Origin of the sequence: Pontiella sulfatireligans (genome assembly GCF_900890705.1) — a bacterium.
Taxonomy (GTDB): domain Bacteria; phylum Verrucomicrobiota; class Kiritimatiellia; order Kiritimatiellales; family Pontiellaceae; genus Pontiella; species Pontiella sulfatireligans.
The window spans coordinates 2,093,932-2,120,087 of sequence record NZ_CAAHFH010000002.1; the positions used below are offsets into that span (position 1 = coordinate 2,093,932).

A 26,156-nucleotide genomic window follows, 5' to 3' on the forward strand; every position below is an offset into this window, starting at 1 on the left:
CTTCCAGCTTCGTTGCGGATGAACGGACAGGATTTGTTAGCCGCGAAAGAACGCAGAGATCGCAAAAAGGAAAAGCATGAAAAAGGGTGTTCTTCTGACTCTATTATTCATTTTAGGTTTCTCGGTTGCTGCGGGGCAAGCACCCCATGCGAAGCATCGCGATGCGTTTTATCCGAAGAAGGACAGCATGATTCGCGCGAATCCGATGCCGTTCCTTTGGCCTCAAGAGGACGGGGAAAACACGTTTCGACTTGGGAGGAAACCGGATCTTTCGAGTGCGGCGGTTGAAGAAACAGAATGGTCGTTTGTTTTCAATGGGAAGAAGCTGGAGCCGGGAACGTGGTATTGGCAGGTGAATGAACATCAGGTTCAGGAATTCACGGTTCCTGAAAAGGTTGAATGGTCGATGGAGATTCCAGACTTTGGATCCATCAGGGAACGAATGCCAAAGACCCATCCGCGGTTATTGCTGCTGGAAGGGGAACGCGCGAGCTTTGCTAAGCGGATCAGCCCCGACCTACGGAAAGAGGTTTTAGAGAACGCCGATCTGTTCATGAAAACCTCGATGGATGATCTTCTGCCTCCGAATGTGGATTTCAGCCGAATCAACGATGCCACGGTGAACCGCTTGGCGATCAACGATACTAAGATATTTCTGGGAAAGGTAAAAACGCCGATTCTTTACTTGGCCAAGGCGTGGCTGCTGACGGGAGAAACGAAATATGCCGAAAAGTGCGTAGAACTGACATTAGGGGTGCGCAACCTCGACCCGCGCCTGGTCGGGCTGAACGATTTTACCCGTTCTGCAGTGCAGGACACACTGGTGTTTGCATTTGATAGCTGCTTTGAATTCTTTGAACCCGCTGACCGGCTAGCGATTCAGAAAACCATAGGTGCCGGCGCTGAGCGCGTCTATGAGCATCTGGCCGGACGGCTTGAAGCGCATATGTTCGACAACCATTCCTGGCAGAAGACGTATGCTAGCTTGTTACGGAGCGCGGTGGCCTTGTATGGACACGACGACCGTGCGGACGAGTGGCTGGAGTATTGCTATAAGCTGTGGTTTGCGCGCGCACCGGCGGGTGGCTTCAACTATGACGGCGGCTGGTTCAACGGCACCGGTTATCTTTCGGCCAACATCGTGACGCTGATCCAGGTGCCGTTGCTCTGGCAGCGGTTGGTTGGTATCGATGCGTTTGCGCACCCGTGGTTCCAGAACGCGGCCGATAGCATTATCGCTACATATCCACCGGGATCCTACTCGGCCGGTTTCGGCGACGGCCACAGCAGCCAGACGCACCCGCACTGGAAGCGTGGCGTTTTTATGGAGCTGCTCGCAAAGGAGACGGCTAATCCGCGCGCGGCGTGGTATTTCCAAACCTTGGAAAAATGGGAGCACGGGCAAAAAAAGCGGATCTATGATCCCAATGCAAAACACAAGCTCGACAGCGAAGCGCTGGAATGGTTTGTGAACTTGAGCGAAAAGCCGATGCCGGTGCCGAAGCCACCGAGTGAAACCGCCCGGGCGATGCCTGATACCGGCGTGGTGGCGATCCATACTGCACCGGAGTCGGTAAAGGATGATGTCTTTGTTGCCTTCCGATCCAGTCCGTACGGCTCCGGCAGCCACTGTCTTGCTAGCCAAAACGCATTCAACATTATTGCGGGCGGAAAACCGCTCTTCCTGAGCAGCGGCTACTATACCTCGTTCGCTGATCCGCACACGCTGCTTCACTATCGCCACAGCCGGGGGCATAACACGATCCTCGCCGACGGGCTCGGGCAGACCATCGGGACTTCGGGTTATGGGCAGATTCGGCGTTTCCATTCATCTCCAATTATCACCTATACGATGGGCGACGCATCGGACGCCTATGGCGGCAAGATGACCGACGACATGTGGGTGAAAAACTTTAAGAAGAATAACGTCGAGCATTCCCGTGAGAACGGCTTTGGCGACGCGGGCGTAACGAAATTTCTAAGGCACCTGCTGTTCATTCATCCAATCAACACGTTGGTGATTCTCGATGAGCTGGAAGGGGATCATCCGATTGAATGGAGCTGGCTGCTGCACAGCCCGAATGAACTGAAGACGGAGGGGAATGATCGGTTTAAAACAAGCAACGGTTTATTTGATGGGTACGTTGAGGCACGCGGTGGAACCTCGGCGAAAATATCAACCGAGTTCTTTTCTCCGGCCACCAACTGGCAGAAGCACAAGGCCTATGATGGCTCTGTCCGCCCGATGCCTGATCAGTGGCATTTGTCGGTCGATTCCAAACCCGCCGCGAAACAACGCTTCCTCTCCATCATTCAGATCACGCCTTCCGGCGAAAAACCACGGGTGGTGGAATGGAAAAAAGGCGGTGCGGAAATCGGTGACTGGCGTGTTTCAGTAACTCTCGATGTTTTTCAAGGTTCGGAAAAAGAGTTCTCGCTCGCTGATCCGGCCATCCAATTCCTGGAAGGTTTTTCATCGCGTTAAAGAGGAATTCGTATGACCAAATAGATATTGTTGCTTACGGTTATCTCGGCCGATTTAAATGACATCTATTCAAGAAAAGAAGGAATATAGCATGAAGAGAAAACCACAGAACTTTAGAATTCTATCAACGTTGTTCATAGCCCTGTTGATCGCGGGCGCCGCGCTAGCCGTGGAGCGGCCGAGACTGGTTTTGCCGGAAGGCGGGTTCGTGGAAATTAAATCGCGGATCGAGCGAAGTCCGCGACACGCGGGATGGTATGCCGACGTGAAAAAGGCCGCGGACAACGTGGTTGAGGCGGAGGTGAAGATCGGACGTAACACACAGGCCGATCTGATGAACCTCGCGCTGGTCCACAAGGTCGAGGGCGGCAAAGCGTATCAGAACAAAGCGAAGGAGATCCTCGCTGCCGCGTATGAAAAACCGATGTGGGATAAAAAGTGGGCGCTGGATCAGGCGATGGTTTCGGTGGGCGTCGCGGTGGCGTTGGACTGGCTGTATGACGATCTGCCTGCGGAACTTCGTGCAGCGACGGAGCGGAACCTCGCGGAAACGAGCCTCGCGCTGTTTCAAAAGACGGTGGATGGAGGCGCGTGGTGGATGACCGCGAAACGGCCGGACAACACTTACTACAACAACCACAACGGCGTGTGCGTAGGCGCCTCGCTGGTCGTGGCATCGGCGCTGTTGGGCACGGAGCACGATGCTGCCGCGCGGAAAGTGATCGTGGCGGGGTTGGGATCGCTCAAGGTCGGCACGCTCGATGGTCTGTTGCCGGACGGCGCGTGGGATGAAGGATCGGGCTATTTTGGTTATGGCATGACCGGCATGACACTTGGTCTCTCTTCGGTTCAAAACAGTTTGGGTTCGTTGTCGGGATTGCTGGATCATCCAGGCATTGGGAAAACCGGCCGATATCTCGTCGCGACCACGGGGCCGACGGGAACGTTTAATTATGCGGACGGCACCTCGCGGATCAATTCGGCCTATTGGATGTGCTGGCTGGCCCAGGTGACCGACGATGCGGAACTGGCCGCGGCGTTCCGCCATCTCCAATCATTGGAAAACCATCGCGGCTCTGTTTTGGGGCTCTGCTGGGACGATCCGAGCATGAAAGCGACGGCGACCGAATTTCCGTTGGACGCGACATTCGGGCGTATTGGAGTCGGCACGGCGCGTTCGAGCTGGGACGACGAATCCGCCGCGTGGGTGGGCTTCAAGTTTGGTCGGCCATGGCAGAGCCATGCGCATTCCGACGTCGGAAGTTTTGTTTACGACTGGGGCGGCGTTCGCTGGATCACGGACCTCTCGGGAGCGCCGTATATCAATAACTATTTTAGTTATGAAGACGCACGCTATCATTTCTATCGCGCTAAGCCGGAGGGGCACAACACGATTGTTATCAATCCGACCGACGCGTATCAGCAGATCATCGATAGCGACAGCGAAATCGTCACGACCCAGAGCACGCCATCCTATGGCTGGTTGATGGGCGACATGACGCCCGCATATGCCGATGCCGCTCTGAAGGTGAACCGCGGTTTTATGCTGGATCGATACAATGGCAACCTGTTGGTCAAGGATGAACTGACGCTGAAGAAGCCATCGGAGGTCTGGTGGTTTGCGCACACGGCCGCGGAAGTTGAACTTATGGAGGACGGTAAAACCGCGCTTCTTCGTTCCAATGGAAAGACGGTGCGTCTTGAAGTTATCATGCTGAAGGGCACACCGCCGCCCGTCCTTACCGCAGAACCCGCCCGCCCGCTGCCGACCTCGCGGGTGATCGTTGGCGAATATCCGGACGCTGGGAAGATCACGCGTCTGGCTTTACGCTTCGATGATGTGAAGGATTTGAAATTTAGCGTCGCGTTCCGTCCGCAGGAACAACCGGACGCCCAGGCCGTTCCTGCCATTGCGGAGATTCCGCTGAGCGTGCAAATGGTCCGCGTTGCTGAGGGCGATGCCTCTACGTTGCTCGATGGCGACTGGACAACGGTCTGGTCAGCCAACAGCTATGTCGAGGAAGACGGCGAGAAAATATTCAAACCCCAGTTCATCGAAATCGACCTCGGGAAGTCCTCTCCTGTTTCATCGGTTGGGCTCGGCTTCGATACCGCATTCCAGCGGCGCTATGATTTCAAGATCCACGTTTCCACGGATGGTAAAACGTGGGAACAGGTTTTCCACGGCCACAGCTCAAAGCGGGAAGGGGAGCAGCGCTTCCATTTCCCGGCACAGAAGGCCCGCTTTATCAAGATCGAGGGGCTCGGAAACGAGCGCTATCAAAACCGGTACAATTTGCTGAAGCTCTTTGGCCCGGTTTTATAGCCGTTACTGACCTGTGCGGACGTGGCGTACAAACATATCGCCAACATCTTTAAGTTTATCCTCCAGCAATGAGATATAAGAAGGGCGATGACTATGAATAAATGGAAGATTATAGCTGGCGTTTTGTGTGTGGGAGTAGTTGTAATGGCGGCTGCTTCGGGATCTCCCGGAGGTATGCCGCCTTATCTCTATGAAGAGTGGCGCCAATCGCCAGCGCCAGTCCCAGGGAACGATGCGTTGGTCAATCCTCCTAGCCTTCAGTGGGCTTCGGTGAAGCATTTTGAGAAGCGCAGCGTGCAGTACCGCGTTGAATTGTCGCAGGACGAAAACTTTCCCGCCGGAAAAACGATCCGAGGCCAGCTGCAACGTTGGTGCTTTTTCAATCCCCACCAGAAGCTGGCCTCCGGCGTCTGGTACTGGCGCTATGAAATCCAGGATGGGAAAAGCAGCGTCACCAAGGGGCCTTATTCGTTCGTGATCAAAGACAATACTCCGGTGTTTGAGTCTCCGGATTTCGAAACGTTTCTAGCGGGCGTCGCCAAAACGCACCCGCGTGTCATCACCCTCGGGCGGGATCTGGCGGACATTCATAAATCCGCAGCGACGCATCCATTGGCCGCCTCGATGATCGAGAAGGGACAGGCTGCGGCCAAGGCTCCGGTCTATTACGGGCCGCTGGACGACGCGGATCCGGCGAAAGCAAAGGCGCTGACGAGAGTCAGCAACAACGAAGTGCTGCGCTTTCACTCGCTGGTGGACGCCTATGTGCTAACTGGCGATGCGGCAATGCGCGAAGCGTTGCTGACGCGGATCGATGTTCTGCTGACCTGGCCGACCGACGACCTGCTCGGATCGAAGGTGCTTACCTGTCTTTCGAAGGCGTATGATGCGCTTTACAGCACTATTCCGCCTCAGGTTCGCAAACGCATGCTTGCGGTGATCGCTGGACAGCTCGAGCATGGCCTCAAGGCTTGGCCCGGCGACAAAGAGGGGCGGCAGGTTGAAAATCATTTCTGGCAGATGGAGCTGGCGGGCAACTTTACCGCCGCCTTGGCGACCGTCCATGATCTTGAACCGGCCAATGAAATGCTCGAATACACCTACGAACTCTTTTTGGCCCGCTTCCCCAACCTTGCCGCCTCAGATGGCGGTTGGGCCGAGGGGTTTGGCTATTTCGGCGTCAACAAGTCCGCCGTGGTCGATATGGCCCTGCTGATGAAGAAAATCGGCGGCGCCGACGTCTTCAAAATGCAGTGGTACCAGAATCTGCCGGACTACTACATCTACTTTGCACCCGTCGGGGGGCGGATCGACGGCTTCGGCGACATGCATGATCGCGTGGGTGAAGGCGATGTCGGGCAAAACTCGATGCTGGTTCTGGGGGTTGAAAACCAGGATCCCAAGGCGATCTTCCGATTGTCGCAGATGGCCGGCAAGGATGTGGACGTTGAGGCCTGGTATCAGGTTGTCGAAAACCTGCATCTGGATCTCTCCAAAGTACCCGCTCCGGCGGAGCCGCCGCAGGCCCGCATGTTTGCCGGGGTTGGGTTGGCCGCCCTGCATTCGGATGTGCTCGACAGCTCGCGCGATACCGCCGTCTACTTCCGCTCCTCGCCGTTCGGAGCCAAAGGCCATATGCATGCCAACCAGAACGCCTTCAACCTCTCCCGCAAAGGGGAGCCGCTCTTCTATTCGACTGGCTACTACACCTCGTTTTGCGATCCCCACGCGATGTCGTCCTACCGTCACACCCGCGCCCATAACACAATCCTCGTCAACGGCTGCGGGCAGGCCTACGGGCACGAGGGCTACGGCTGGATCAAGCGTTTCGCGAACGGAAGCCGGATTGGCTATGCTTGCGGTGATGCGACGATGGCCTACCGTCCGACCGTGGATGAACAGTTCCTCGATATGATGGAGACATCAAATCAGCCCAACACCCGGGAATACGGCTATGGCGACAGCATGTTGAAGCTGTTCGAGCGGCATGTGATGCTTCTGCATCCGGATACGGTCGTGGTGTACGACGTGCTTGAATCCGAGCAGGATTCCGACTGGACCCTGCTGCTGCACACCATGAAGCCGCCTGGACTCGACCCTGCCGGATTGTTGCGCCTCGACACCGGTAAAAATGTGGCGGAGGTCTATGTGTCCGGATCACAGCCACTCAAGGCCAGCCTGACTGACGAATTCTTTTCGCCGGCCATCGACTTCAAGAAAAAGTACAAGGCCACACCTAGGCAGTACCATCTTAGCTACGTGACTCAGGGCAAATCGAAAAGCATGCGCTTTCTGACCGTTCTGCAACTGGGTGACCAAGGAGCGGCACCGGTTCCGGTGGAGGATCAGGGCAACGGAACATTCCGGGTCGGCGATACCATGGTGCGCGCGGAACTGGATGCATCCAAACCGGCCCGCCTGTCGGCACAGTCGGATAAGGCCTGTCTCTATATCAATGACTGGCCGTCCGAGGTGTTCGGCGAACAGCTGCCTCCGGTTTCGGCGTCCGCCACGCTGCTGGTGGAAAAGAACGGGGCGGAAGTTTCGGTGCAGCGGTTGGCGAATCAACCTCCGGTTTATTAACCCGTATTTCGCCCCTTATTTCCAAGGGTGCGTGTTTCAAAATGGGCTGTAGTGCCGATCTATGAGCGGAAACCTAACAAACAAGGCGCTTTTACCGGCGAACAGGTAAAGACGGGGCGAGGTCTGGGTTTACGAATAAACCGGCATCCTCGGAAAAACATGTCGCTGAAGCTGAATGATTTGCGCCATAAATGGATCCAATTAGTCAAAGAAGGTTTATCACTGTTATGAAGCGTATATGGGTTGTTCTACTGTTGTTCATGTTTGCCGCGCAGAGCCGTGCGCTGACGACGAACGAGATTAATGCGGCGCATGCGCAGGTGAAGGCGCGTTACCTGCAATTCCTACAAGGCACCTCCACGACGTTCGACGGATCGCTGGGAAGCGAAGCGGCCAGTGTCTTTGTGAGTCGGATCAACTCGCGGGTAGCGCAGGTGCAGGCGTTTGACTTTACGTCCGACACGAACGCGGTCTTTTCGCTTTATCCGGGCGAAACAGGTTTTGAGGAAGAGGAGGAGGTATACAGTAAGTTTCTTGAAAGCTGGCTTCCCGCGCTGGCCTTCGGCTACACGGTGGATGCGCCCGGCAATGCTCACTATCTTGATTCGAGCATCAAAGACCTCTATTTTCAATCACTGGAATATCTCTATGGCCGCGGTGTCAAAACCGGGATGACATTCCATCGCAATGCGACTCGCGAACTGAACAATCCTCCGCCTGCGGGTTGCGCGAATATTGTGGATATGGAGTTGCGCATGGGTTCCTATTGTCAGGCCGCGTTGCTGATGGAGCCTCATGCCGCCGGCGAGCCGATTTTTTCCGACGCGCTGGAGCTCGTCACCTTCCTTGAAATGCTGGGGCGCAGTTCGGGGCATGTCTACTATTGGATTCCCTACGATACCCCGACCAATCTGCCCGGTCTCGTCCAGTCCGATGCGCTCCAGATTTATTCCGATGTCACTTTTGTTTCGGCCATGCTCCAGACCAACGTCACCCGTCGCGCTGAAATGCTGGCCGATGCACAGGAGGTTTTTACTGATTCGCTCAAGTGCATTCCCGGTTGGGCGGATACGATCAAGCCGGACTTTACCGGATACCACCATCGCGGCATCTATGGAAATTCCTACACGGGCGGCTTTATGCCGCAGGCGGCGTTCGGGGTCTATGCCTTGCAGGGAACGCCCTATGCCGTCGAAACCAACTCGGTTGAAAACCTGAAGCAACTGGCGCTGACCTACCGGCTGTATTCGCAGAAATATGCCATGCCCTTCGGCATCCGCGGACGCTTCCCCGATGTTACGGAGCACATCATCGGCCAGGCGTTTGGAACCTATGTCATCTTTGCCTCCGGGCTGGGGCTCGACGATGCCTCGATGCGTCCCGTGTTTGAACGTCTCTGGGATCCGTCCGCAGTTGGAATGGATTTTGTATTTGATGGCGGGCGCGGCAAGATTCTGCGTGGCATGTATGCCGTTGATATGGCCAAGGAACTCGATGCCCGATCCATTGTTCCCGAACCCGATCCCAGCGGTTTCTGGATGAAGCCCTACGGAGGCCTCGCGATTCACCGCCGCAATGGCTGGATGGCGGGCGTCAAAGGCTTTAGCAAATATATTTGGGACTACGAAAACGGCGGAAGCACTGAAAACGTCTATGGCCAATATGTCAGCCACGGCATGCTGACCATCTTTGCCAACGGTTCGCCGGTCAACGACATCGACAGCGGCTACGACATTCAGAACGGCTGGGATTGGTATCGCCAGCCCGGCACCACCGGCGTGCGCTTCCCAATTGTTGGAAGCCCCGCCGCCATGGAACACCGCATCTTCAGTGCCGAAACTTTTCTCGGCGGCGTATCGGTGGATGAACAAAACGGCCTGTTCGGCATGGTTCTCGACGATCCCGAATTTCCTGACGGAACGCAGATGGATCTGGTTGCCAAGAAGAGCGTTTTCTTTTCGGACGATCTGATTGTGATGCTCGGAACGGATATTTCTGGAGGCGACGGCTCGCATGCGGTGGAAACCACATTGTTCCAGTCGTGCCACACCTCCGGCAGCCAGACGATGAAGAAAAATGGAGTGGTGTTCCCCGATGGATCGGAAACCATCGCAGCTTCCGGCAGCATAACGTTGGCCGATCCGTTCGGCAACGGATACTACATTCCCGATGCGTACGGCATGAAACTGTTTCAAGGCAATCAAAACTCCTACCATGACCATGGCACCACGGCCTCCAGCGGCGACTATTCCACTGTGGTGTTCGACCACGGCCTTGCTCCCTCCGCTGAGACCTACGAGGCCGCCATCCTGGTGCAGGGGGAAGGGGAGATCGGAACGCTCGCCGCGTCCGCCAGTTCCTACTACCAGGTGCAGCGCATGGACGGCAATGTGCATCAGGTTTTCTTCCCGCAGGCCAACCAGACGGCCTACGCCTTTTTCGGAGCAGTCGATAATACGAATGCGTTGGTTGAATGGGTCGATACGCCTTGTCTCGCAATGACAGAGCCAACGTCCAATGGCTGGAAAATTTCCGTCGCGAATCCTGACCTTGGTTTTGTGGCCACCGCGCAGGAGGTCACGTTTGACTGGATCAACGATTCCGACGAACGGCAGTATCTGCCCAGCACCGAGTTGCCGGTGGACATTCGTGTGCAGGGGCTGTGGGAGCTGGTCGGAACGCTTTCGGATGTCTCGGTGGTGCGCTATGAAAACGGCGGTACCGTGCTGCGATTCGCCTGCATCCACGGCGAAAGCATCGACGCCGTGCTTGCTCCATACGGCGGTGCAACCAGTCCGCTTGAATTTACAACGGTGGTTTTTGAGGACGATTTCGATTTGTATGTTTCTGATGCCGCCCTGCCGACCGCCGGAAAGTGGACCTCCAGCAGTTACTTTGAAGCGTCGAATGTCTTTGTCCATGTCCGCACCGATGCGGGTGGGGTTTTCGGTGAAGGGCCGGCGAATCAATATCTCGGCATGCGCGATGCTGGGGGAAAGTCCTCGAATCTGGTGGCCGAGGATATTGTCGATGCGCGTGCTGTGCGATTGAGCTTCGACTTTTCCGAGCCGGACAATGGCCTGACAGGATCGCTCTCCGTTCGCATGGGGATCGATAACGTGAAAATCAGCGAGGACGAGGTCGTTGGCGGCATCCGCCCGGAAGATGGCATCCTGAAGCCGGACAGCACCCCGATTCCCTACGGCACCAAGGTCCATGTGGATGTATTCTTCAATGAACGCGTCGATGCGATTGAATACATCGACCCGCACGGCAGTCCGCAAATGCTGGCTTCAGGAAAAATGGATGTATGGCAGGACGGCAACCTTGTGGGGAACGACGTGGTCAACGACCGTGGCATTGGAACCAATACGCTATCCGATATTAGGAGCCTGCGCTTCGAGACCTATTCAAGCCCCCAGCAGGAAACCTGGTTCGACAACCTCGAAATTGCCATTGCGACACCATCATCGGCAACCAGTCCCTATCTTGTTTGGGCGGCGGACTACAATCTGCTCGGCAGCGATGCCGAATTGCTGGCGAATCCGGACGGGGATTCGCTGAACAATCTGGCGGAATATGCCTTAGGAGGAGTCCCAACCAATGGAACCGTATCGTCCGGAATTCTTCCCGTGATTGGATCCATTGACGCTTCCTTCTTCGAATACATTCATCGCCGCCGAACCAATGCAACGGCATTGGGATTGGCCTACATCGTCGAGCGCAACACAAACCTGGTTTCTGGCACGTGGACAACCAACGGCGTTTCCGAAACCGGCTTCGCTCCGGCCGAAACCGGCTTTGAAATCGTGACCAATGAAGTCCCGACCGATGTCGAGCCACATCAATATATCCGTCTGAAAATAAAAAGTATGTAAAGGTTCGTAGTCCCGCCTTTAGTCCCCCCACCAGCTGCGCTGGATTTTTCATGAACGGGACTGGAGGGCGAGGCTCTGTCCGAGCCAATCCGCCGAACGGCTCCGACAGAGCGTCGCCCTCCCCCATAAGTCATGAAGTCCCAAACAAGGCGGTCCGTCCGCACAGCCGCCTAAAGGCGGGACTACGAACCTGATCACGCATTACTCGTCACGGCTTAGATTTAGGTTTACGGTTAAACCTGAGCAGGAGTAAATATTTATGGCGCATCTTGACAGGGCGTGGCAAAAAAGAAACTAGTCCAAAGGGGAATTGTATCCAGTCGTTGGACAGGTCGATAAGGAACGGAATCATTCACTGAAATGGAGTAAATAAGATGACACATAAAACATTAACCACACTACTGGCCATCGTCGCAATGACGGGCTTTTCAATGCAGGCGCAGGCGGAAACACGATTCAATGGAACGATCGATACGGCTTGGACAAACGCCGCAAACTGGTCGGCAGGAGTGCCTACTGCAATTCTTCAGGCTCGGTTGCAAGCAGCCAAAACGGCCGATATTGATTCGGTGGCAGTTGCCGGTGGTCTGAATTTCCGCGGTAGCGGGACTCCCGGGGCATCCATCATCAACGTAAATGCGGGTGGTTCTTTGACATCTGATGGCAGTGACTTTTCCGGCAATAACCGGGTTGGTTCCAGCGGCGATGCCACGTTGAATATCAATGATGGCGGATCCGCCAATTTTTCAGGCACAGGCATTTTCGAGGTTGGTGAAAGCGGTGGCGGCGATACCGGGTATGTGAATGTGTATACGGGCGGCGTATTGACTGTTTCCCAGGAAGCTCAGCTTGGAGTGGACGGCTCGACTCTTGGCAGCCTGTTGGTTGATGGCGGCACAGCTGTTTTCAGCAATGTGCTAGCAGTAGGGCAGGCGGCCACTTCCACTGGATCGGTAACGATGACTTCGGGGTCGATGACATTTGAGGGCACCAGACTCGAAATGACGGATAACACTTCCGCAGTTGCCACTTTTAATATGACAGGCGGAACGATTACGCACACTGGTGAAGAAATGCAGGTAGGGCGTGATGGCTTGGCAACCTTTACCCAGTCCGGTGGTGAGATTACTGCCAAAGGTATTTATGTGGGCCATTTGAAAACAGCAACGGGTTCGATGATCATGACGGGAGGAACTAATGTTCTTTCTGGAGCTCTTACCCTCGGAAATCAAGGCGATGGCACCTCCAGTGCGTCCGGGTCACTTAATATGAGCGGAGGATCGATGGTCGTTGGCACTCTGGAAGTCGGCGCATCAGTAGGTACAACAGGTATCATGACAATGAGTGGAGTTGATACCTATCTTAAAGCCTCGACCTTAAGACTTGGCGATGCGGGCGTGGATGCGTCCAGCTCAATCACGGTAAACGATGGCGAATTCCAGATTCACGCGATTTTGTCTGACAGTAATAACACACAGGAAAACCTTCACCTGGCGGGTGGCGTTTTGAAATTGCGCCATATTTCCGGTGCAACAGGATTTTCCAATGCTGTGGACTTGATTGATGCAGGCGTGATCACCTGGACAAACGGCGCGGTGGGATCTGCGGCATCACTTCGGAATGCTGAGTTAGCAACCATGTCCTGGACAAATGGCATGGGAACCATCCTCTATGCGGACACGCGAACCAATAACACCCACTATTACTACATGTGGGCGGAAGCCGATCAGCCGGTTCCTACCTTTTCGGATTGGACGGATGATTACGGCATGACCAATAGCAACACCTATGCGGACGACTATGACGGCGATTTACTCGACAACCTTGCCGAGTATGCCTTGGGCGGAAACCCGACCAATGGATTCGTTGAAGGCGGCATTCTCCCTGCCTTCGAAACGCTCGATGATGGTTCGACCAATTGGTTCTACTACGTCTACAACCGCCACACGGACTATGTTGACCGCAGTCTGGCTTATGATGTTCTGAACGTCGATAATCTGGTTTCCGGAACGTGGACGAACGACTATGAACTGGCCGTTGGCATCTCCGCTCCGTTCACTGGCTCGCTTGGTGACGAGTTTGAGTCGGTCACCAACCGGATCTCCATGGAAGGTCAGTCCGCTGAATTCACCCAACTCGAAATCATGATTAGCGAGTAGCGACGTTTTGTTCCCCGGCATTAGTCGGGGAATTCTTTGCGGTAATAACGGAGAAAATAATGATAAAAAAAGGCAGATATGTGACAGCAGGACTTGTTCTCACTTTTGCAGTTATGCAGTCGCAGGCGGTGGAGTCCCGCTTTACATCAGCTGGTAACTGGACCAATGCGGCTAACTGGAACAATGGAGTTCCGGGGGCGACCGATCTGGCTCGTCTTCAGAACGCCGTGACGGCCGACATTGATTCAGTTGAGGTGGTCGGCGGGCTTAATTTTCGCGGTGACACCACCCTTGGTGCATCCATCATCAATGTGAACAACGGCGGTTCGCTGACATCGGATGGAACCCAGTTCAGCGGCAACAACCGCGTCGGTTCCGACGGCGATGCCACGCTGAACATTAACAACGGCGGTTCCGCAACATTTTCTGGAACGGGGATTTTCGAGGTTGGCGAAAGTGGTGACGGGGATGCGGGGTATGTGAACATCTACTCCGGCGGTTCGTTGACTGTTTCCCAAACCACGCAGTTGGGGGCTGATGGCAGTACATTCGGCTATGTTAACATCAACGGAGGTACTGCGACTTTCAACAATGATCTGCAAGTCGGTAATGCTGCCTCGTCGCATGGTGTGGTGACCTTGACTTCCGGAACGCTGAACTGCGTCGGGAATCTTAGGATCACGGATAATGCTGCTGCGACTGGTGAACTGAAGGTTAATGGTGGAACGCTGAATGCGACAACCTCCAGTATTCAGGTCCGCGATGGCAACGGAAGCATCACCCAGAGCGCCGGTGCGATCAATGCAAACGATATGTATGTCGGCCATCTGCAAGGCTCGGTGGGAACGATGACGATGTCCGGCGGAACAAACGCGGTCAGTGGAGTTTTGTCTCTGGGCAATCAGGACAACGGTTCTGGCGCGAACGGGGCTTCCGGCGTTCTAGTAATGAGCGATGGATATATGACCGTGGGAACCTTGGAAGTGGGCAACGAAGCGAGTACGACCGGGACGCTGACACTTAGCGGGAAGGACACCTATCTAAAAGCCTCAACACTGTCGTTGGGTGATGCTGGTGCTTCGGTAAACAGTTCAATAGTTGTCGAAGACGGAGAATTTCAGATTCATGAGATTCTGTCGGATGGCGACAGTGCCTCTGAATCTCTGTTTCTTGAGGGGGGTGTATTGAAGCTGCGTCACGTCGACGGTGCGACGGGGTATGATGATGCCGTGGCTTTGATTGCTGCCGATGTGCTGACCTGGAGCTATTCCGGATTGGATTCGCTGGCTGCAACCCTCGATGTTGCGGATGCGGATGCCTCATGGACGAATGGCGATGGCGTCACCCTCTATGCAGACACAGATGGAACGAACTATTCCTACATGTGGGCGGAAACCATCCCGGAACCGGCGACGTTTGGGCTGATCGCGTTGTTTGGAGGCGGCCTGTTGTTTATTCGCCGTCGCTTCAGGATTTAACGCTTCTCATCTCACACCTCCAGCCCGGTTGCTTAGGTGATCGGGCTTTTTGTTTGTTCACTGGGTTTACGAGTAAACCTTAGGGCATCTTTCCTAGGATAAGGCCGCTTGGATATGCTATCTCCACACCATCGAAAAAGGATTTCAGATGAATAAAACCATTGTTGCCATGCTCGTTGCCCTGCCGTTTGCTTCATTTGGCGGGTTGTTTAATGAATACGCCGAAAAGATTACGACCGGAACATATTCGTTCGAAAGTCCCTCGGAAATCGAAGGCTGGAACGCGACAAACGGCTCTATAGAAATCAGCGGAAAACGAGCTAAAGTGGGGGGAAGGTCCAGTCTTTGGAAATGGAACGACGGCGGCTATCTGCTGCTGGAAAATCCGGAAGGGCTGAAGCAGGCCTGCGAACCGTACGAAGGCGGCAGCCCGGAAAAGTATGAACGTAAATATGTTGGGCCGGGTCTCGAAGGCGGCGTGAAGCTCTGGCTCTATAACGCAACACCTTCCAAGGAAGGGAAACTGTTTCTTCAGGTGGGGAACGACGCGAGCGCTGCGCTCGATAGTCCCCGCTACAAATTTCCCGTTAATCTCGACTTTCAAGGTTGGCGTGCGGTCTGGGTTCATTTTGCTCAGGATGCGAAGGTTGCGGGGTACAAAGGGCCGGAAGCGATGGTTGCGATGGCGCTGGTTCCAAGTTCTGGAACATCCGGCGCACTGAATATCGACTGGGTGAACTTTGTTTCCTGCATGTCGCTCAAGCGTCACTCGGATTATCAGGTAACGAACAACAAGCCGACCCATGAGCGCTACGATTCCTATACCATTCTGGAATATGATAAAGGGCGCCAGCTAATGAAACCCGCAAAGCTGGGTCCGGCTGAAATCAAAGCCTTTTCTTCCATCCGGGATCGACTGGAATATCTGGTGCTGGGCTCCGGCGCAAAGATGGACGCTTTGCCGAAGGATTACCAAAAAACGCTCAGTTCGTTTTTCAAGAAGGGGAACGAGGCTTACGAAAAGCTTAACATCACAGAGCAGGATGGCGTGCTGAATGGAACTCCGTTGTTTTCCGGGCGCGACGAACACGTATCGCCCGACTCGCTGAATCTGCAGGAGGTGGGGCAGAACATCCTCTTTCCGTTGGCATTGGAATATAGGGTCACCAAAAATCCGGAGGTCTTGGAGCGAGCGATGATGCTTCTTGATTTTCTAAACGATCAGGGCTTTGCCGTCGGCAGCGCGAACGGAACGGCGGACCATATGATCCGCGTCAACAGCTTTGGCCTCTCCATGCTCCTGCTTCAGGAACAACTGGAATCCTCGGATCGGATGGAGCGCGATGCTGCCGCGCTGGCGTGGTTTTCGATGCTCGGCTCCGCATTCAGTACGCCGGAAGACGAGGGGGTGAACACCGACTTTATCCGTGGCACCGCGTTCCCCAAGCTGATCAGCGTACTGCTGATGGAAGATTCGCCGGAAAAGGCGGGTGCGATGGTGGGGCTGGTTGGGTATTTCAATCATGTCACCGGTATCGCGCCGGGCTATTCCGACACGATCAAGCCCGACTACACACTCTATCACCATCGCTCGGCCTACCAATCCGCCTATGGCGTTTCAATGCTCAACACAATGGTCATTATCGACTGGTTGCTTGATGGCACCGTCTACGAGCTATCAGGCGAGTCCAAAACCATTTTAACCAACGCGCTTGACGCCCAGCTCAAGATGGCCAATACGTACGATCTGCATCCCGGCATAAGCGGGCGCATCCAAACCCGCAGAGCTCTCGACAAGCACCTGCTTCCGGCCTACGCCTTCTCCGCATTGTCCGGTGACGAAGTCGATCTTGAAAAAGCCGCGGTCTTCAACCGCCTCTATAAGCCGGAGCTGAATAAGCTCAACTTCCCAAGCCTGGCCTATAACGGAACGCTGGGGACCGCTGAACTGATGGACAAGGTTGCCGCTGCAGCGAACGGTAAAACCCTTGCGCCGGACGAAGGGCACTACACGTTTCCGTACGGTGCTTTTTCCACGCACCGCCGTGATGACTGGATGGCGTGTGTTCGCGGTTGGAGCCAGTATGTCTGGGACTTTGAATCGGGAAGCAAGCACGAAAACGATCTTGGCCGTTACATCAGCCACGGCGCGATGTTCATTATTCCTGAAGAGGGGTTGGCCGGTAGCGCGCAGGATCTCGACACCGGCTACCACTGGGGCTTCCTCCCCGGCGCCACCACCAAGGCGCTGCCGGTCGAAGAAACTGTATTCAAATATGTCGCCACGCCGAAATACCTCGAATGCAAGCACCGCAATTATACCGATGAAACCTTTTGCGGCGGTGTTTCCATGGCGGGCAACGGGTTCTTTTCGATGGTGATGCACGACACCGTCGCGCCCGACGACGAACGCATCCTCTTCGATGATTCGTTTCGTGCAACCAAGAGTTATTTCTTTGTAGACGGCAACATTTACTGCCTCGGCACCGGCATCGAAAACACCGACGAGCGTTTTGCCACGGCCACGACGCTTTTCCAGAACACCGTCGATTTCGAGCCCGTCTTCGAAAACGGAACCATCCGCGATGCCAACGGCAACGTCTATGTTGTTCCCGGCGATCAGAAAGTGGAGATCCGCCGCGGCGAACAGAAGTCCTGGGGCAAAGGCGGGAAGCCTAGCAAGGGGGCCAACACACGGGCCTGGATCAACCACGGCAAAGCCCCGAAGGATGCCTCCTACGAATACATGGTGGCGGTGAATGCCAAACAGAAAAAACCGCATGTGCCGTTCGAGGTGCTGCAAAAAGATTCGGTTGCTCATGTGATCGGACATATCAGTCCTGTCCGACCGGTCACGGCCTATGCCATTTTTGATCCTGCAAGCTTTGAAGGGCAGGGCATTGTTTCCGCCGTGGATACCCCGCTTCTGCTCATGGCCGCCCAGAATGAAGTTGCGCTTAAGCTTGCTGTCGCCGACCCCGATCTCCGTTTGGAAAAGTGGGGGCACAACATGTCGTTCATGCCGCGCGAGATCGTGCATGCCGAAGGCAAGGCGCACACCGCCACGATCACGCTCGCCGGCGAGTGGAAGCTGTCTAAAAAAATAGACGGCGTGAAAGCGAAGGCCAAGCGCGGCAAGACCACCGTGCAGATTGAACTGCAACATGGCTTCACCAAGGAACTCCTCTTCAAGGAGGTTAAATAATGAAGTGGGCGCTTGTTTTGGTCGCGGGCTTGCTGGCAACCGCGGACGCCGGAACAATCTCAGTGCGTTACGAGCAGTTGTTGGTGGGCAACGCCCCAGACTATTCAAATCCCGTATTGGCTGCCGCTTGGAAAACCATGCGTGCGGAGATGGATGATGCCCATGCCTCTGCCGAAAAAATCCGGGCGCATCCAAGCTCCGGGCAATATGCCATCGCGGGAATGCCCAAGGAATCGCAGAACGAACTTCGCAAAGTTTTTGATGTTCTTCCGCTGCTTGCAATGAGCTATCGGATTGAAGGCGTTGATAACCCGCATTATCAAAGTGCTGAAACCTTGAAGTTGGCGACGGCTCTACTTGACCTGCTGAACGAGAAGGGCTTCAAACCTGGTTTCGAGTTGGGGATTGACGTTGACGAAGCGCACACAGCAATGGAAACCCTCGGCTTTTTCGGTTTCGGCGGCACGCTCTACAACCAGCTCGATGGATACCCCGCAACATTGTTCCTGCTGCGCGATGAACTGAAAAAGAACGGTCGCTTCGCTCGCGAAATGAAAACGCTTGAATGGTGCAACCGTCTTTTTCTTCCAGAGACTGGAAACGCGGTTCCGGGCGACCGGTTTTCCGGCTACAACTCCGACGGGTTCCGTAAGCTGACCCGCCTCTATTTTCCGTACGCGCTGATGCTGAATGACGCCGACACGATGGCGCATTGGCGTATGATGCTCGCAAAGGGGCTGGAGATTGCGCCGGGTTTTGCCGATACGTTCAAACCCGATGGAACGGGCTACCACCATAAAGGCGTCTATGTCGGCGCATACAGTCCGTCGACCTTTATCGACGCGGCGGTGATGAAGTGGCTGCTCGATGGGACGGAGTATGCGTACACAGAGACGGAAACCGAAACCGTGCTGAATGCCTATCGCGCCATGCGGATCATGTCATCAACGTATGACACGGTGCAGGGAACCGGCGGTCGTTTCCCGTCCAACTCGTCGCCGATTCTTGAAATGCTGACCGGCTACGCACTGCTTGGCACCCCCGAAACCGATGCTATGTTTTCCCGACTTTGGAAGCCGGCTCGGTTGGCCACCGATGAATTCTTTCTGAAACGCGTGCCGAAACGCGGCATCGGGGCATTTGAGTTGATGGTTGAAAAGGGCGCTCAACACATTAAGCCCGAAGCCGCCCCGGAAGGCTTCTGGACATTTCCCTATGGAGGGTTGGCGGTGCATCGCCGCGATGGCTGGATGGCTTGCGTGAAGGGGCAAAGCAAATATATCTGGAACTATGAAAGCAGTTCTTCGCAGAATCTCTACGGCTACCACGGCTCGTCGGCCGCGCTCACCATACTGACGGATTCGCGCAACGCCTCGGGCTATGCGCAAGACGGCTGGGACTGGGAGCATATTCCGGGAGCGACCGCCCCCGTGCTAGGCATGGACAAGAGTAAATCCGCGGAACGCCAATTGACTGCATCAGGGTTTATGGGGGGCGTTTCTTTGGATGGACGCTGCGGCCTGTTTGCCGTGCATCATCAATTTGTTCCGGACAAGAAGCAGTACAAGTCGAACGATGGGAAATATCCGATGGGCGAGGGCTGGCTGGAAGCGCGCAAGTCATACTTCTTTTTCGATGATGAGATCGTTGCTCTTGGTTCGGGCATCTCCGCAAAGAATGATACCGGCGAAGTGCATACGACGTTGTTCCAAACCGCTGTGGAAGAAGCACCCGAACGGATTGGCGATAAGAAGCTGCTGAGCGACGGCGTCGGCAATTTTTATTTTGTTCCAAACATTGGAAGCCTGAAAAGCAGCCATGGAATGCAGAAGTCGAAGACCGACCGGGGCAATCCAAGTTCGGGCACCTATGCCGTCGCATGGTTCGACCACGGCAATACGCCGGAAAACGATGGCTATGAATATGCGGTGCTTGTTCAGGCCACCGCAGAGAGGGCCGCATTTTATGTCGACCAGCCATCCTATCGCGTGCTTAAAAAAGACAATCGCGCGCACATTGTATCTCATCCGAAGAAAGGAATCGTTGGCTACGCGCTGTTCGAGGCCGGACTGGTAGAGGATACGACGCTCGTTGAGGTCGATAAGCCCGGGCTCGTCATGCTGCGCAAGGAAAAGGATGGACTGACGGTGAGTGTCTGCAATCCTGATTTTGGGCGGGTTCCGCCGGGCGGGCAGTTTTCGATAGAGGAGGCCAAGGCGCTTCCTCTGCTCTATGCCGATAGCACGCCGCAGCCCATCCGCATTACGTTGCGCGGAAAATGGAAGCCCGAAAGCGGAAGCGTTGTGAAGGTTGTTGAATCTTCTGCCTCTAAAACAACGTTGGAGTTCCCGTGCATTGATGCGCAGAGTGTCCAGACGGGATTGGAATCATTTTAGCCATGAAAGGAAATGTTATGTTGAAAAAGTTTATCAGTCTCTCGTTCATGTTGGGTGTAGTTGGCAGCGCTTCCGCTCAGCCTCCGAACATTGTATTAATGTATGTGGACGATCTGGATTTTGACCAGGTTTCGGTCTACGACACCGAAAAGTTCCCAAGCTATACCGGAGCAAAGATGACCGGAAACCTAACCGAGCTTTCCCCGGTTACCGCATTTCAGAACGGGCGCTTTCTCAAGCCCGGCGAGATGAGTTATTATAAAAATCCGACCGTGCTGACCCCTAATGTTCAGCGGCTGTCCGACGAGGGCGTGGTGCTCGACCGTTTCTATCTTACCACGTCGGTTTGCACGCCGAGCCGCTACTCCCTGCTGACCGGCCGCTACGCTTCGCGGTCGTCGCGGTTGATCAGCGAAACACCGCCGGGCACAACGCCGCTCCTCGGCTGGAATTCGCACATGGATCCCCAGGAAAACAACCTCGCGAAGGATCTCAAGGCGGCGGGTTATAAAACCGGGCTGGTGGGCAAGTGGCATCTGAACGACTACGACATCCCGGAGATTGATTTCGCTTCGGGATACGGCGGGCATCACACCCGCAACGGCACAGCCAAGGGCCTTCGTGAGTTCCAGCTGGTGGGATCCTATTTCCAGCCGACGGCCGACTATGGCGACCCGGCGGTGCAGAAGGAAATCGGCCGCATCTACGACGTGATGCAAAAGCGCGTGCAGCGCATCTCCGGCTTCGACGTGGTTGACCGCCTCTACTACGCCAACTACGGCGAGCTGCCTATTCCCAAGCACATGAAGGCGCACAATTTGGAGTGGCTGACCGAAGGCGCGCTGGAGTTCATTGATAAAAACAAAGAGGAGCCCTTCTTCCTCTACTTTTCCATCACCGCCCCGCACGGACAATATTTCGAGGACTGGATGGAGAAGGATTGGCGTGTCACTCCCGCTGGCATGCTGAGCGAAAAGCCGAAAGGCATGCCTCCTCGGGAAAGCGTGCTCCGCCGCATTCAGGAAGCTGGTTTGCCCTTGCAGAATTCGATGGCCACCTGGATCGACGACAGTCTCGGCGCATTGCTCACCAAGCTCGACGAAACCGGGCTTTCTGAAAACACGATCGTGTTGTTTCTCTCCGATCACCAATCACGCGGAAAACTCACCGTCCACGAAGGGCATCGAGCGCCGGGCGTTATCCGCTGGCCGGGGCACATCGACGCCGGATCACGGGAAGGGCGTATCATTTCAAATATTGATATGCTGCCCAGCCTGCTGGATGCTGCCGGTTCCAAGCCGTCCGCCGATGCCGTTGTTGATGGCCGAAACTTTTTTCCAATTCTCGGAAAAAACGCCGCGTGGCGCGACAGCCTCCTGCTGGAAACCTCGTACAGCCGCGCCGTTGTTTCAAAGGATTGGAAATACATCGCGCACCGTCCGCCGCAGGAGGTGCTCGAAAAAATGGAGGCCGACCGTATCGCCGCTGAAAAAGGCGATGGCCGCCGCCACGTCGGCTGGTCGGGGCGAACAACCAATCCTGCGAGCGGCATGGGTGTGCGCTTCAATGCCGATCAGGATTTCCCCCACTATTTCGATCCTGACCAACTCTACGATCTTGGCAACGATGTGTTCGAACAGAACAATGTGATTGCCAATCCGGAGAATAAAGAGCGGCTAGAACAGCTTAAGCAACAGCTTGATTCCCAGCTGAAAAAACTACCGCACACCTTCGGCGAATTTGGAGCTAAGTAATGCGGCAAATGATGATTTTTCTTCTGGCCATGCTGCTGGTTTCAAGCGCGACGGCGGATGACGTCCAGCGGCACGTTAAACATTTCAATATGCATTGGGCGGAGCAACCGTCCAGCGCGGAGTTTGGAATAGCCCATGTGCTTCCGTTGCTTGACCTCGATTTTCAAGGCTTGGGAAAAGTAAAGTCGGCTGCAGAGGCGGAAGACTTTGTCTCGGCGGAGCAGGAGCTGCTCGCCTATTTCCGTCAAACGCGCATCCCAAAACCGATTGAAAGGTTGACTGAAAAGGACGCGCTTCATGCGGCCGATGCCATGGAGCATCGTTTCCGGGGCAATCGCGATGCTCATCCGCCGATATTCCGGAGTGCGGATATTGATTGGATCGGTCGTGCCTTTGTGGATGGCGAGGAAATCCATGATGCGGAGTGGTATTATCAGTTTCAGCGGTTGACCTGGTGGCCGGCGCTGGCGCATGCCTATGCCGTGACGGGCGATGAAAACTATTTTTTCGAGTGGCGCTATGAGATGGTTGATTGGGTAGAGGATAATCTGCCCATCACTAAGCAAACACCAAAATTTATTCGGCGCGGCATGGAGACCTACAACCGCTGCGCCCGGTTGACGGAAGTGTTTCCTTATATGCTTCAGTCGTCAAACTTCGACGCACAGACGCTTGGCTTTTTTCTTATGAGCTTTCATGAACAGGCGGAGCATATACGCACGGTCTATTCGGCAAAGGGCAATCATCTGCTGGGCGAGCTGAGCGTGGTGTTCATGAACGGGATCAACTTCCCGGAGTTCAAGGCTTCCAAGCATTGGAAAAACGACGCGGTGGAACGTCTCCCGGCGATGATGGACGAGGAGGTTTACCCAGATGGAATGAACCGTGAGCTCGTCTTTAGCTATCACAAGATGTATGTCGGCCTTTTTGCGCAGGCGTATGAAATGTTCAGCAAGCATGGCTATGCCGACCGCCTGCCGGTCGATTTTTATCCGCGCATTCTCAAGATGGCGGAAATTTATGCCTACCAATCATTCCCCGACTTCACCGATTGCCAGTTCGGCGATGCCTGGAAACCGCGCTTCCCCGGCGACCTGTACCGCAAGAACCTGAAAGCCTTCAAGGATGACATTCCCTATTTCGACTACATGGTGTCTGGCGGAGCGGAAGGCGAGCCTCCGGCAAAGCGCAACGTAGCCTATTCGGAGAGCGGCTTTTATTTTATGCGATCGGAGTGGAGTTCCAATGCGGTTTTCATGGTGATGAAAAATGCGGCGGGCGGGCAATGGCACAGCCAGATCGATAACGGCACGTTTGAACTGTATGCCCATGGGCGCAATTTTATGAACGATTCGGGCAGCTATATGTACGGCAGCTCAGATGTCGAAGACCAGCGCTGGCGCGACTGGTTCCGTAGCACAAAAGTGCACCAAACACTGACGCTTAATAATGAAAACATTGCGTTGGAGCCGGAATTGATCATGTGGAGCGAGTCGGAGAACCTGGTTGCACTTGTTATTGAAAATCAAAGCTATCCGGAGTTGCGGCATCGGCGAACGGTGCTGTTTATCGATAATAAATATTTTCTGATACTGGACGAGGCTATGGGGGCTGCCACCGGAACGCTTCGCACGCACTACCAGCTGGTTTGTTGCAACTATGCCGTCTCCGGCTTGACCGTGCAAACCCGTTTCGATGAAGGGGCCAACCTGTTGGTGAAGAGTTTCCCGCAAGGCAAGGCGCTTACGGTTGAAAAAGAGGAGGGGTGGATTTCCTTCAAGCCGCAGGTCAAGGAAACACGCCCGGCGTGGAGCTATAGAATGAAAAAAACGGCCGCAGAGGATAGGGCGATTTTCCTGACCGCACTGGTTCCATATCCGGCAGGGGCGGCGCCTAAGGTAGAGGCATCTGTTGTGGAGGACGGATTTCTGCTGGATGTTGATGGGCGGGAATACCGCGTGGAATTGGATGTGGCGAAAAAGAAAATGAATTTGAAGGTAACGGAGCTGTAGCGTGGAAGTCATCATACGTGAAAACGAGGAGGTCGCGTGCGGCATGGTCGCCCGGATCATCGCCAAGGCCGTGCGCAAAAAACCGGACTTGGTGCTGGGGTTGGCGACGGGGCGAACGATGGAAAAGGTCTACGCCGAACTGGCGCGGATGCACCGAGATGAAGCGCTGGATTTTTCAGCCTGTCGTACGTTCAACCTTGATGAATATATCGGCTTGGAGCAGGACGACGTGAATTCCTATCACCACTACATGGATGAACACCTGTTCCGGCACATTAATATCAAACCCGGAAACACGCATCTTCCGGATGGAACAGCCGACGACTTGAAAGCCGAGGCACGGGGGTACGAAGAAAAGATGTGCGCCTGCGGCGGCATCGACCTTCAGCTGCTGGGGATTGGGCAAAGCGGGCATATTGGATTTAACGAGCCGCTTTCGTCGTTGATGTCGCGCATGCGCGACAAAGTACTCGCTCCTGAAACGATAGCTCAGAACGGCCCCTTGTTCAAAACGGGTGCGATGCCGAAGCGCGCAATGACCATGGGCGTTGGGACAATCCTCGAAAGCCGTCGTGCGCTCGTATTGGTAACGGGTGAGGGGAAGGCGGATATTCTGGCTGAATCGGTCGAGGGTGCTGTGACTTCGCGAGTTACGGCATCGGCCTTGCAGCTCCACCCGCATTGTGTGGTCGTTGTTGACGAAGCGGCCGCAAGCAAGCTGCAGGATCAAGAATATTTCAAATGGATTTATGAAAACGAACCCGAATGGGATGAGTTTAGAATTTAGAGATTGGGATTTAGCAATTGCAACCGTAAGGTTGAGACCGTGAGTGAACAAAAATACGTGACCTTAAAGGATTTGGCCAAGGAGTGCGGCGTTACGCCCACTACCGTGTCGTTGGCGCTGCGCAACCATCCGCGCATTTCGGACGCCACCAAAGGAAAGGTGCGTGAAGCCGCAGAGCGGTTGGGCTATCGCCGCCATCCGATGCTCTCGGCGCTTATGGCGAACCTGAACCAGTCGCGCCAATCCATGGCGGCGGTTCCTTTGGCGGCGATCTATACCCACGATTTGGAAATGATTAAATCGAACAGCTATCACCTCAAGGCGTGGCAAGGCATGGACCGCCGTGCATCGGAACTGGGCTTCAAGCTGGAACGCTTCCATTTGGACCAAAAAAAGATGACCGGAAAACGTCTGACGCAGATTCTTACAACGCGCGGCATCAGCGGGGTGATTGTGCCTCCTCTTTTGAAAGCGGGCGGACACCTGAATATTGATTGGGAAGAGTTTTCGGTGATGGCCATCGGCTATTCGATGCTTAGCCCCAACATGCACCGGGTGTGTCCCGACCAATATCGCGGCATTCGACTCGCCTTGCGCGAGCTCAAGCACATGGGTTACAAACGCCCCGGACTGCTGCTGAACAAACAGAGCGACCTGCGAACGTTGCATCTGTGGAGTTCGGGTTTCTACGGTTTTGAGCATGCCCAAAAATCACGCGGCATCATTCCCGTGCTCGAATGCGACGAAGTAGATGAAAAGGCGCTTCAAAAATGGTACGAGAAATATACGCCTGATGTGATTGTCAGTTCAGACCTCAATATCATCGAACCACTCCAAAAACTGGGATTGGATTTTCCGGGAGATGTAGGTTTGGTCACATTGTCGCGCTATGAGGCCGATGGCGGGATTGCCGGCATTGATCAAAATGCCTCAGTTCTTGGCGCGGCTGCGGTTGAGCAGCTGGTGCAGCTGATGTATTACAATGACCGCGGCGTTCCTGATATGCCGCGCGTCATCCAGATTCCCTCCACTTGGGGTGAGGGCGCTTCGATCGCGAAGCAGCCCTCTGCCTGATTTTCCCGAGAGACGGAGC

General features: G+C 54.9%; 12 protein-coding genes. All 12 read left to right on the top strand.

Going from position 1 to position 26,156, the window contains the following annotated elements; translation table 11 throughout:
• Positions 1–76: 76 nt before the first annotated feature.
• Positions 77–2,485, top strand: coding sequence for a DUF4962 domain-containing protein (locus tag SCARR_RS21595; protein WP_136063714.1), 2,409 nt, complete (start codon positions 77–79; stop codon positions 2,483–2,485).
• Positions 2,486–2,576: 91 nt separating this feature from the next.
• Complete coding sequence (locus SCARR_RS21600) at positions 2,577–4,811, top strand: galactose-binding domain-containing protein (protein WP_168433511.1); 2,235 nt, start codon at positions 2,577–2,579, stop codon at positions 4,809–4,811.
• 93 nt (positions 4,812–4,904) lie between these two features.
• Complete coding sequence (locus SCARR_RS21605) at positions 4,905–7,394, top strand: DUF4962 domain-containing protein (protein WP_168433512.1); 2,490 nt, start codon at positions 4,905–4,907, stop codon at positions 7,392–7,394.
• A 227-nt stretch (positions 7,395–7,621) separates the two neighbouring features.
• Complete coding sequence (locus tag SCARR_RS21610) at positions 7,622–11,272, top strand: polysaccharide lyase family 8 super-sandwich domain-containing protein (RefSeq protein ID WP_168433513.1); 3,651 nt, start codon at positions 7,622–7,624, stop codon at positions 11,270–11,272.
• A 374-nt stretch (positions 11,273–11,646) separates the two neighbouring features.
• A complete protein-coding gene (locus tag SCARR_RS21615; RefSeq protein WP_136063718.1) occupies positions 11,647–13,431 on the top strand; it encodes a hypothetical protein in 1,785 nt (594 codons plus the stop codon).
• A gap of 59 nt (positions 13,432–13,490) precedes the next feature.
• On the top strand, positions 13,491–14,909 hold the full coding sequence (locus SCARR_RS21620; RefSeq protein WP_136063719.1) for a hypothetical protein: 1,419 nt from the start codon (positions 13,491–13,493) through the stop codon (positions 14,907–14,909).
• A 148-nt stretch (positions 14,910–15,057) separates the two neighbouring features.
• Positions 15,058–18,114: a chondroitinase family polysaccharide lyase gene (locus SCARR_RS21625; RefSeq protein ID WP_136063720.1), complete on the top strand. Its 3,057-nt coding sequence runs from the start codon at positions 15,058–15,060 to the stop codon at positions 18,112–18,114.
• The gene (locus tag SCARR_RS21630; RefSeq protein ID WP_136063721.1) at positions 18,114–20,510 is read left to right on the top strand and encodes a polysaccharide lyase family 8 super-sandwich domain-containing protein; all 2,397 of its coding nucleotides are present in this window, start codon (positions 18,114–18,116) and stop codon (positions 20,508–20,510) included. Before SCARR_RS21625 ends, SCARR_RS21630 begins: the two co-directional genes overlap by 1 nt.
• A gap of 17 nt (positions 20,511–20,527) precedes the next feature.
• A complete protein-coding gene (locus SCARR_RS21635; RefSeq protein WP_168433514.1) occupies positions 20,528–22,264 on the top strand; it encodes a sulfatase family protein in 1,737 nt (578 codons plus the stop codon).
• An 8-nt stretch (positions 22,265–22,272) separates the two neighbouring features.
• Positions 22,273–24,276 carry an alginate lyase family protein gene (locus tag SCARR_RS21640; RefSeq protein ID WP_168433515.1) on the top strand — a complete coding sequence of 668 codons (2,004 nt, stop codon included), beginning with the start codon at positions 22,273–22,275 and terminating at the stop codon, positions 24,274–24,276.
• A 1-nt stretch (position 24,277) separates the two neighbouring features.
• On the top strand, positions 24,278–25,063 hold the full coding sequence (nagB, locus tag SCARR_RS21645) for a glucosamine-6-phosphate deaminase (RefSeq protein ID WP_136063724.1): 786 nt from the start codon (positions 24,278–24,280) through the stop codon (positions 25,061–25,063).
• 39 nt (positions 25,064–25,102) lie between these two features.
• Entirely contained in the window at positions 25,103–26,137 is a 1,035-nt protein-coding gene (locus SCARR_RS21650) for a LacI family DNA-binding transcriptional regulator (RefSeq protein ID WP_168433516.1), read from the top strand.
• Positions 26,138–26,156 lie beyond the last annotated feature (19 nt).

Bases quoted from the DNA above. Each gene is read 5' to 3' on its own strand.
- SCARR_RS21595 (WP_136063714.1), top strand. From the start codon at position 77: ATGAAAAAGGGTGTTCTTCTGACTCTATTATTCATTTTAGGTTTCTCG.
- SCARR_RS21600 (WP_168433511.1), top strand. From the start codon at position 2,577: ATGAAGAGAAAACCACAGAACTTTAGAATTCTATCAACGTTGTTCATA.
- SCARR_RS21605 (WP_168433512.1), top strand. From the start codon at position 4,905: ATGAATAAATGGAAGATTATAGCTGGCGTTTTGTGTGTGGGAGTAGTT.
- SCARR_RS21610 (WP_168433513.1), top strand. From the start codon at position 7,622: ATGAAGCGTATATGGGTTGTTCTACTGTTGTTCATGTTTGCCGCGCAG.
- SCARR_RS21615 (WP_136063718.1), top strand. From the start codon at position 11,647: ATGACACATAAAACATTAACCACACTACTGGCCATCGTCGCAATGACG.
- SCARR_RS21620 (WP_136063719.1), top strand. From the start codon at position 13,491: ATGATAAAAAAAGGCAGATATGTGACAGCAGGACTTGTTCTCACTTTT.
- SCARR_RS21625 (WP_136063720.1), top strand. From the start codon at position 15,058: ATGAATAAAACCATTGTTGCCATGCTCGTTGCCCTGCCGTTTGCTTCA.
- SCARR_RS21630 (WP_136063721.1), top strand. From the start codon at position 18,114: ATGAAGTGGGCGCTTGTTTTGGTCGCGGGCTTGCTGGCAACCGCGGAC.
- SCARR_RS21635 (WP_168433514.1), top strand. From the start codon at position 20,528: ATGTTGAAAAAGTTTATCAGTCTCTCGTTCATGTTGGGTGTAGTTGGC.
- SCARR_RS21640 (WP_168433515.1), top strand. From the start codon at position 22,273: ATGATGATTTTTCTTCTGGCCATGCTGCTGGTTTCAAGCGCGACGGCG.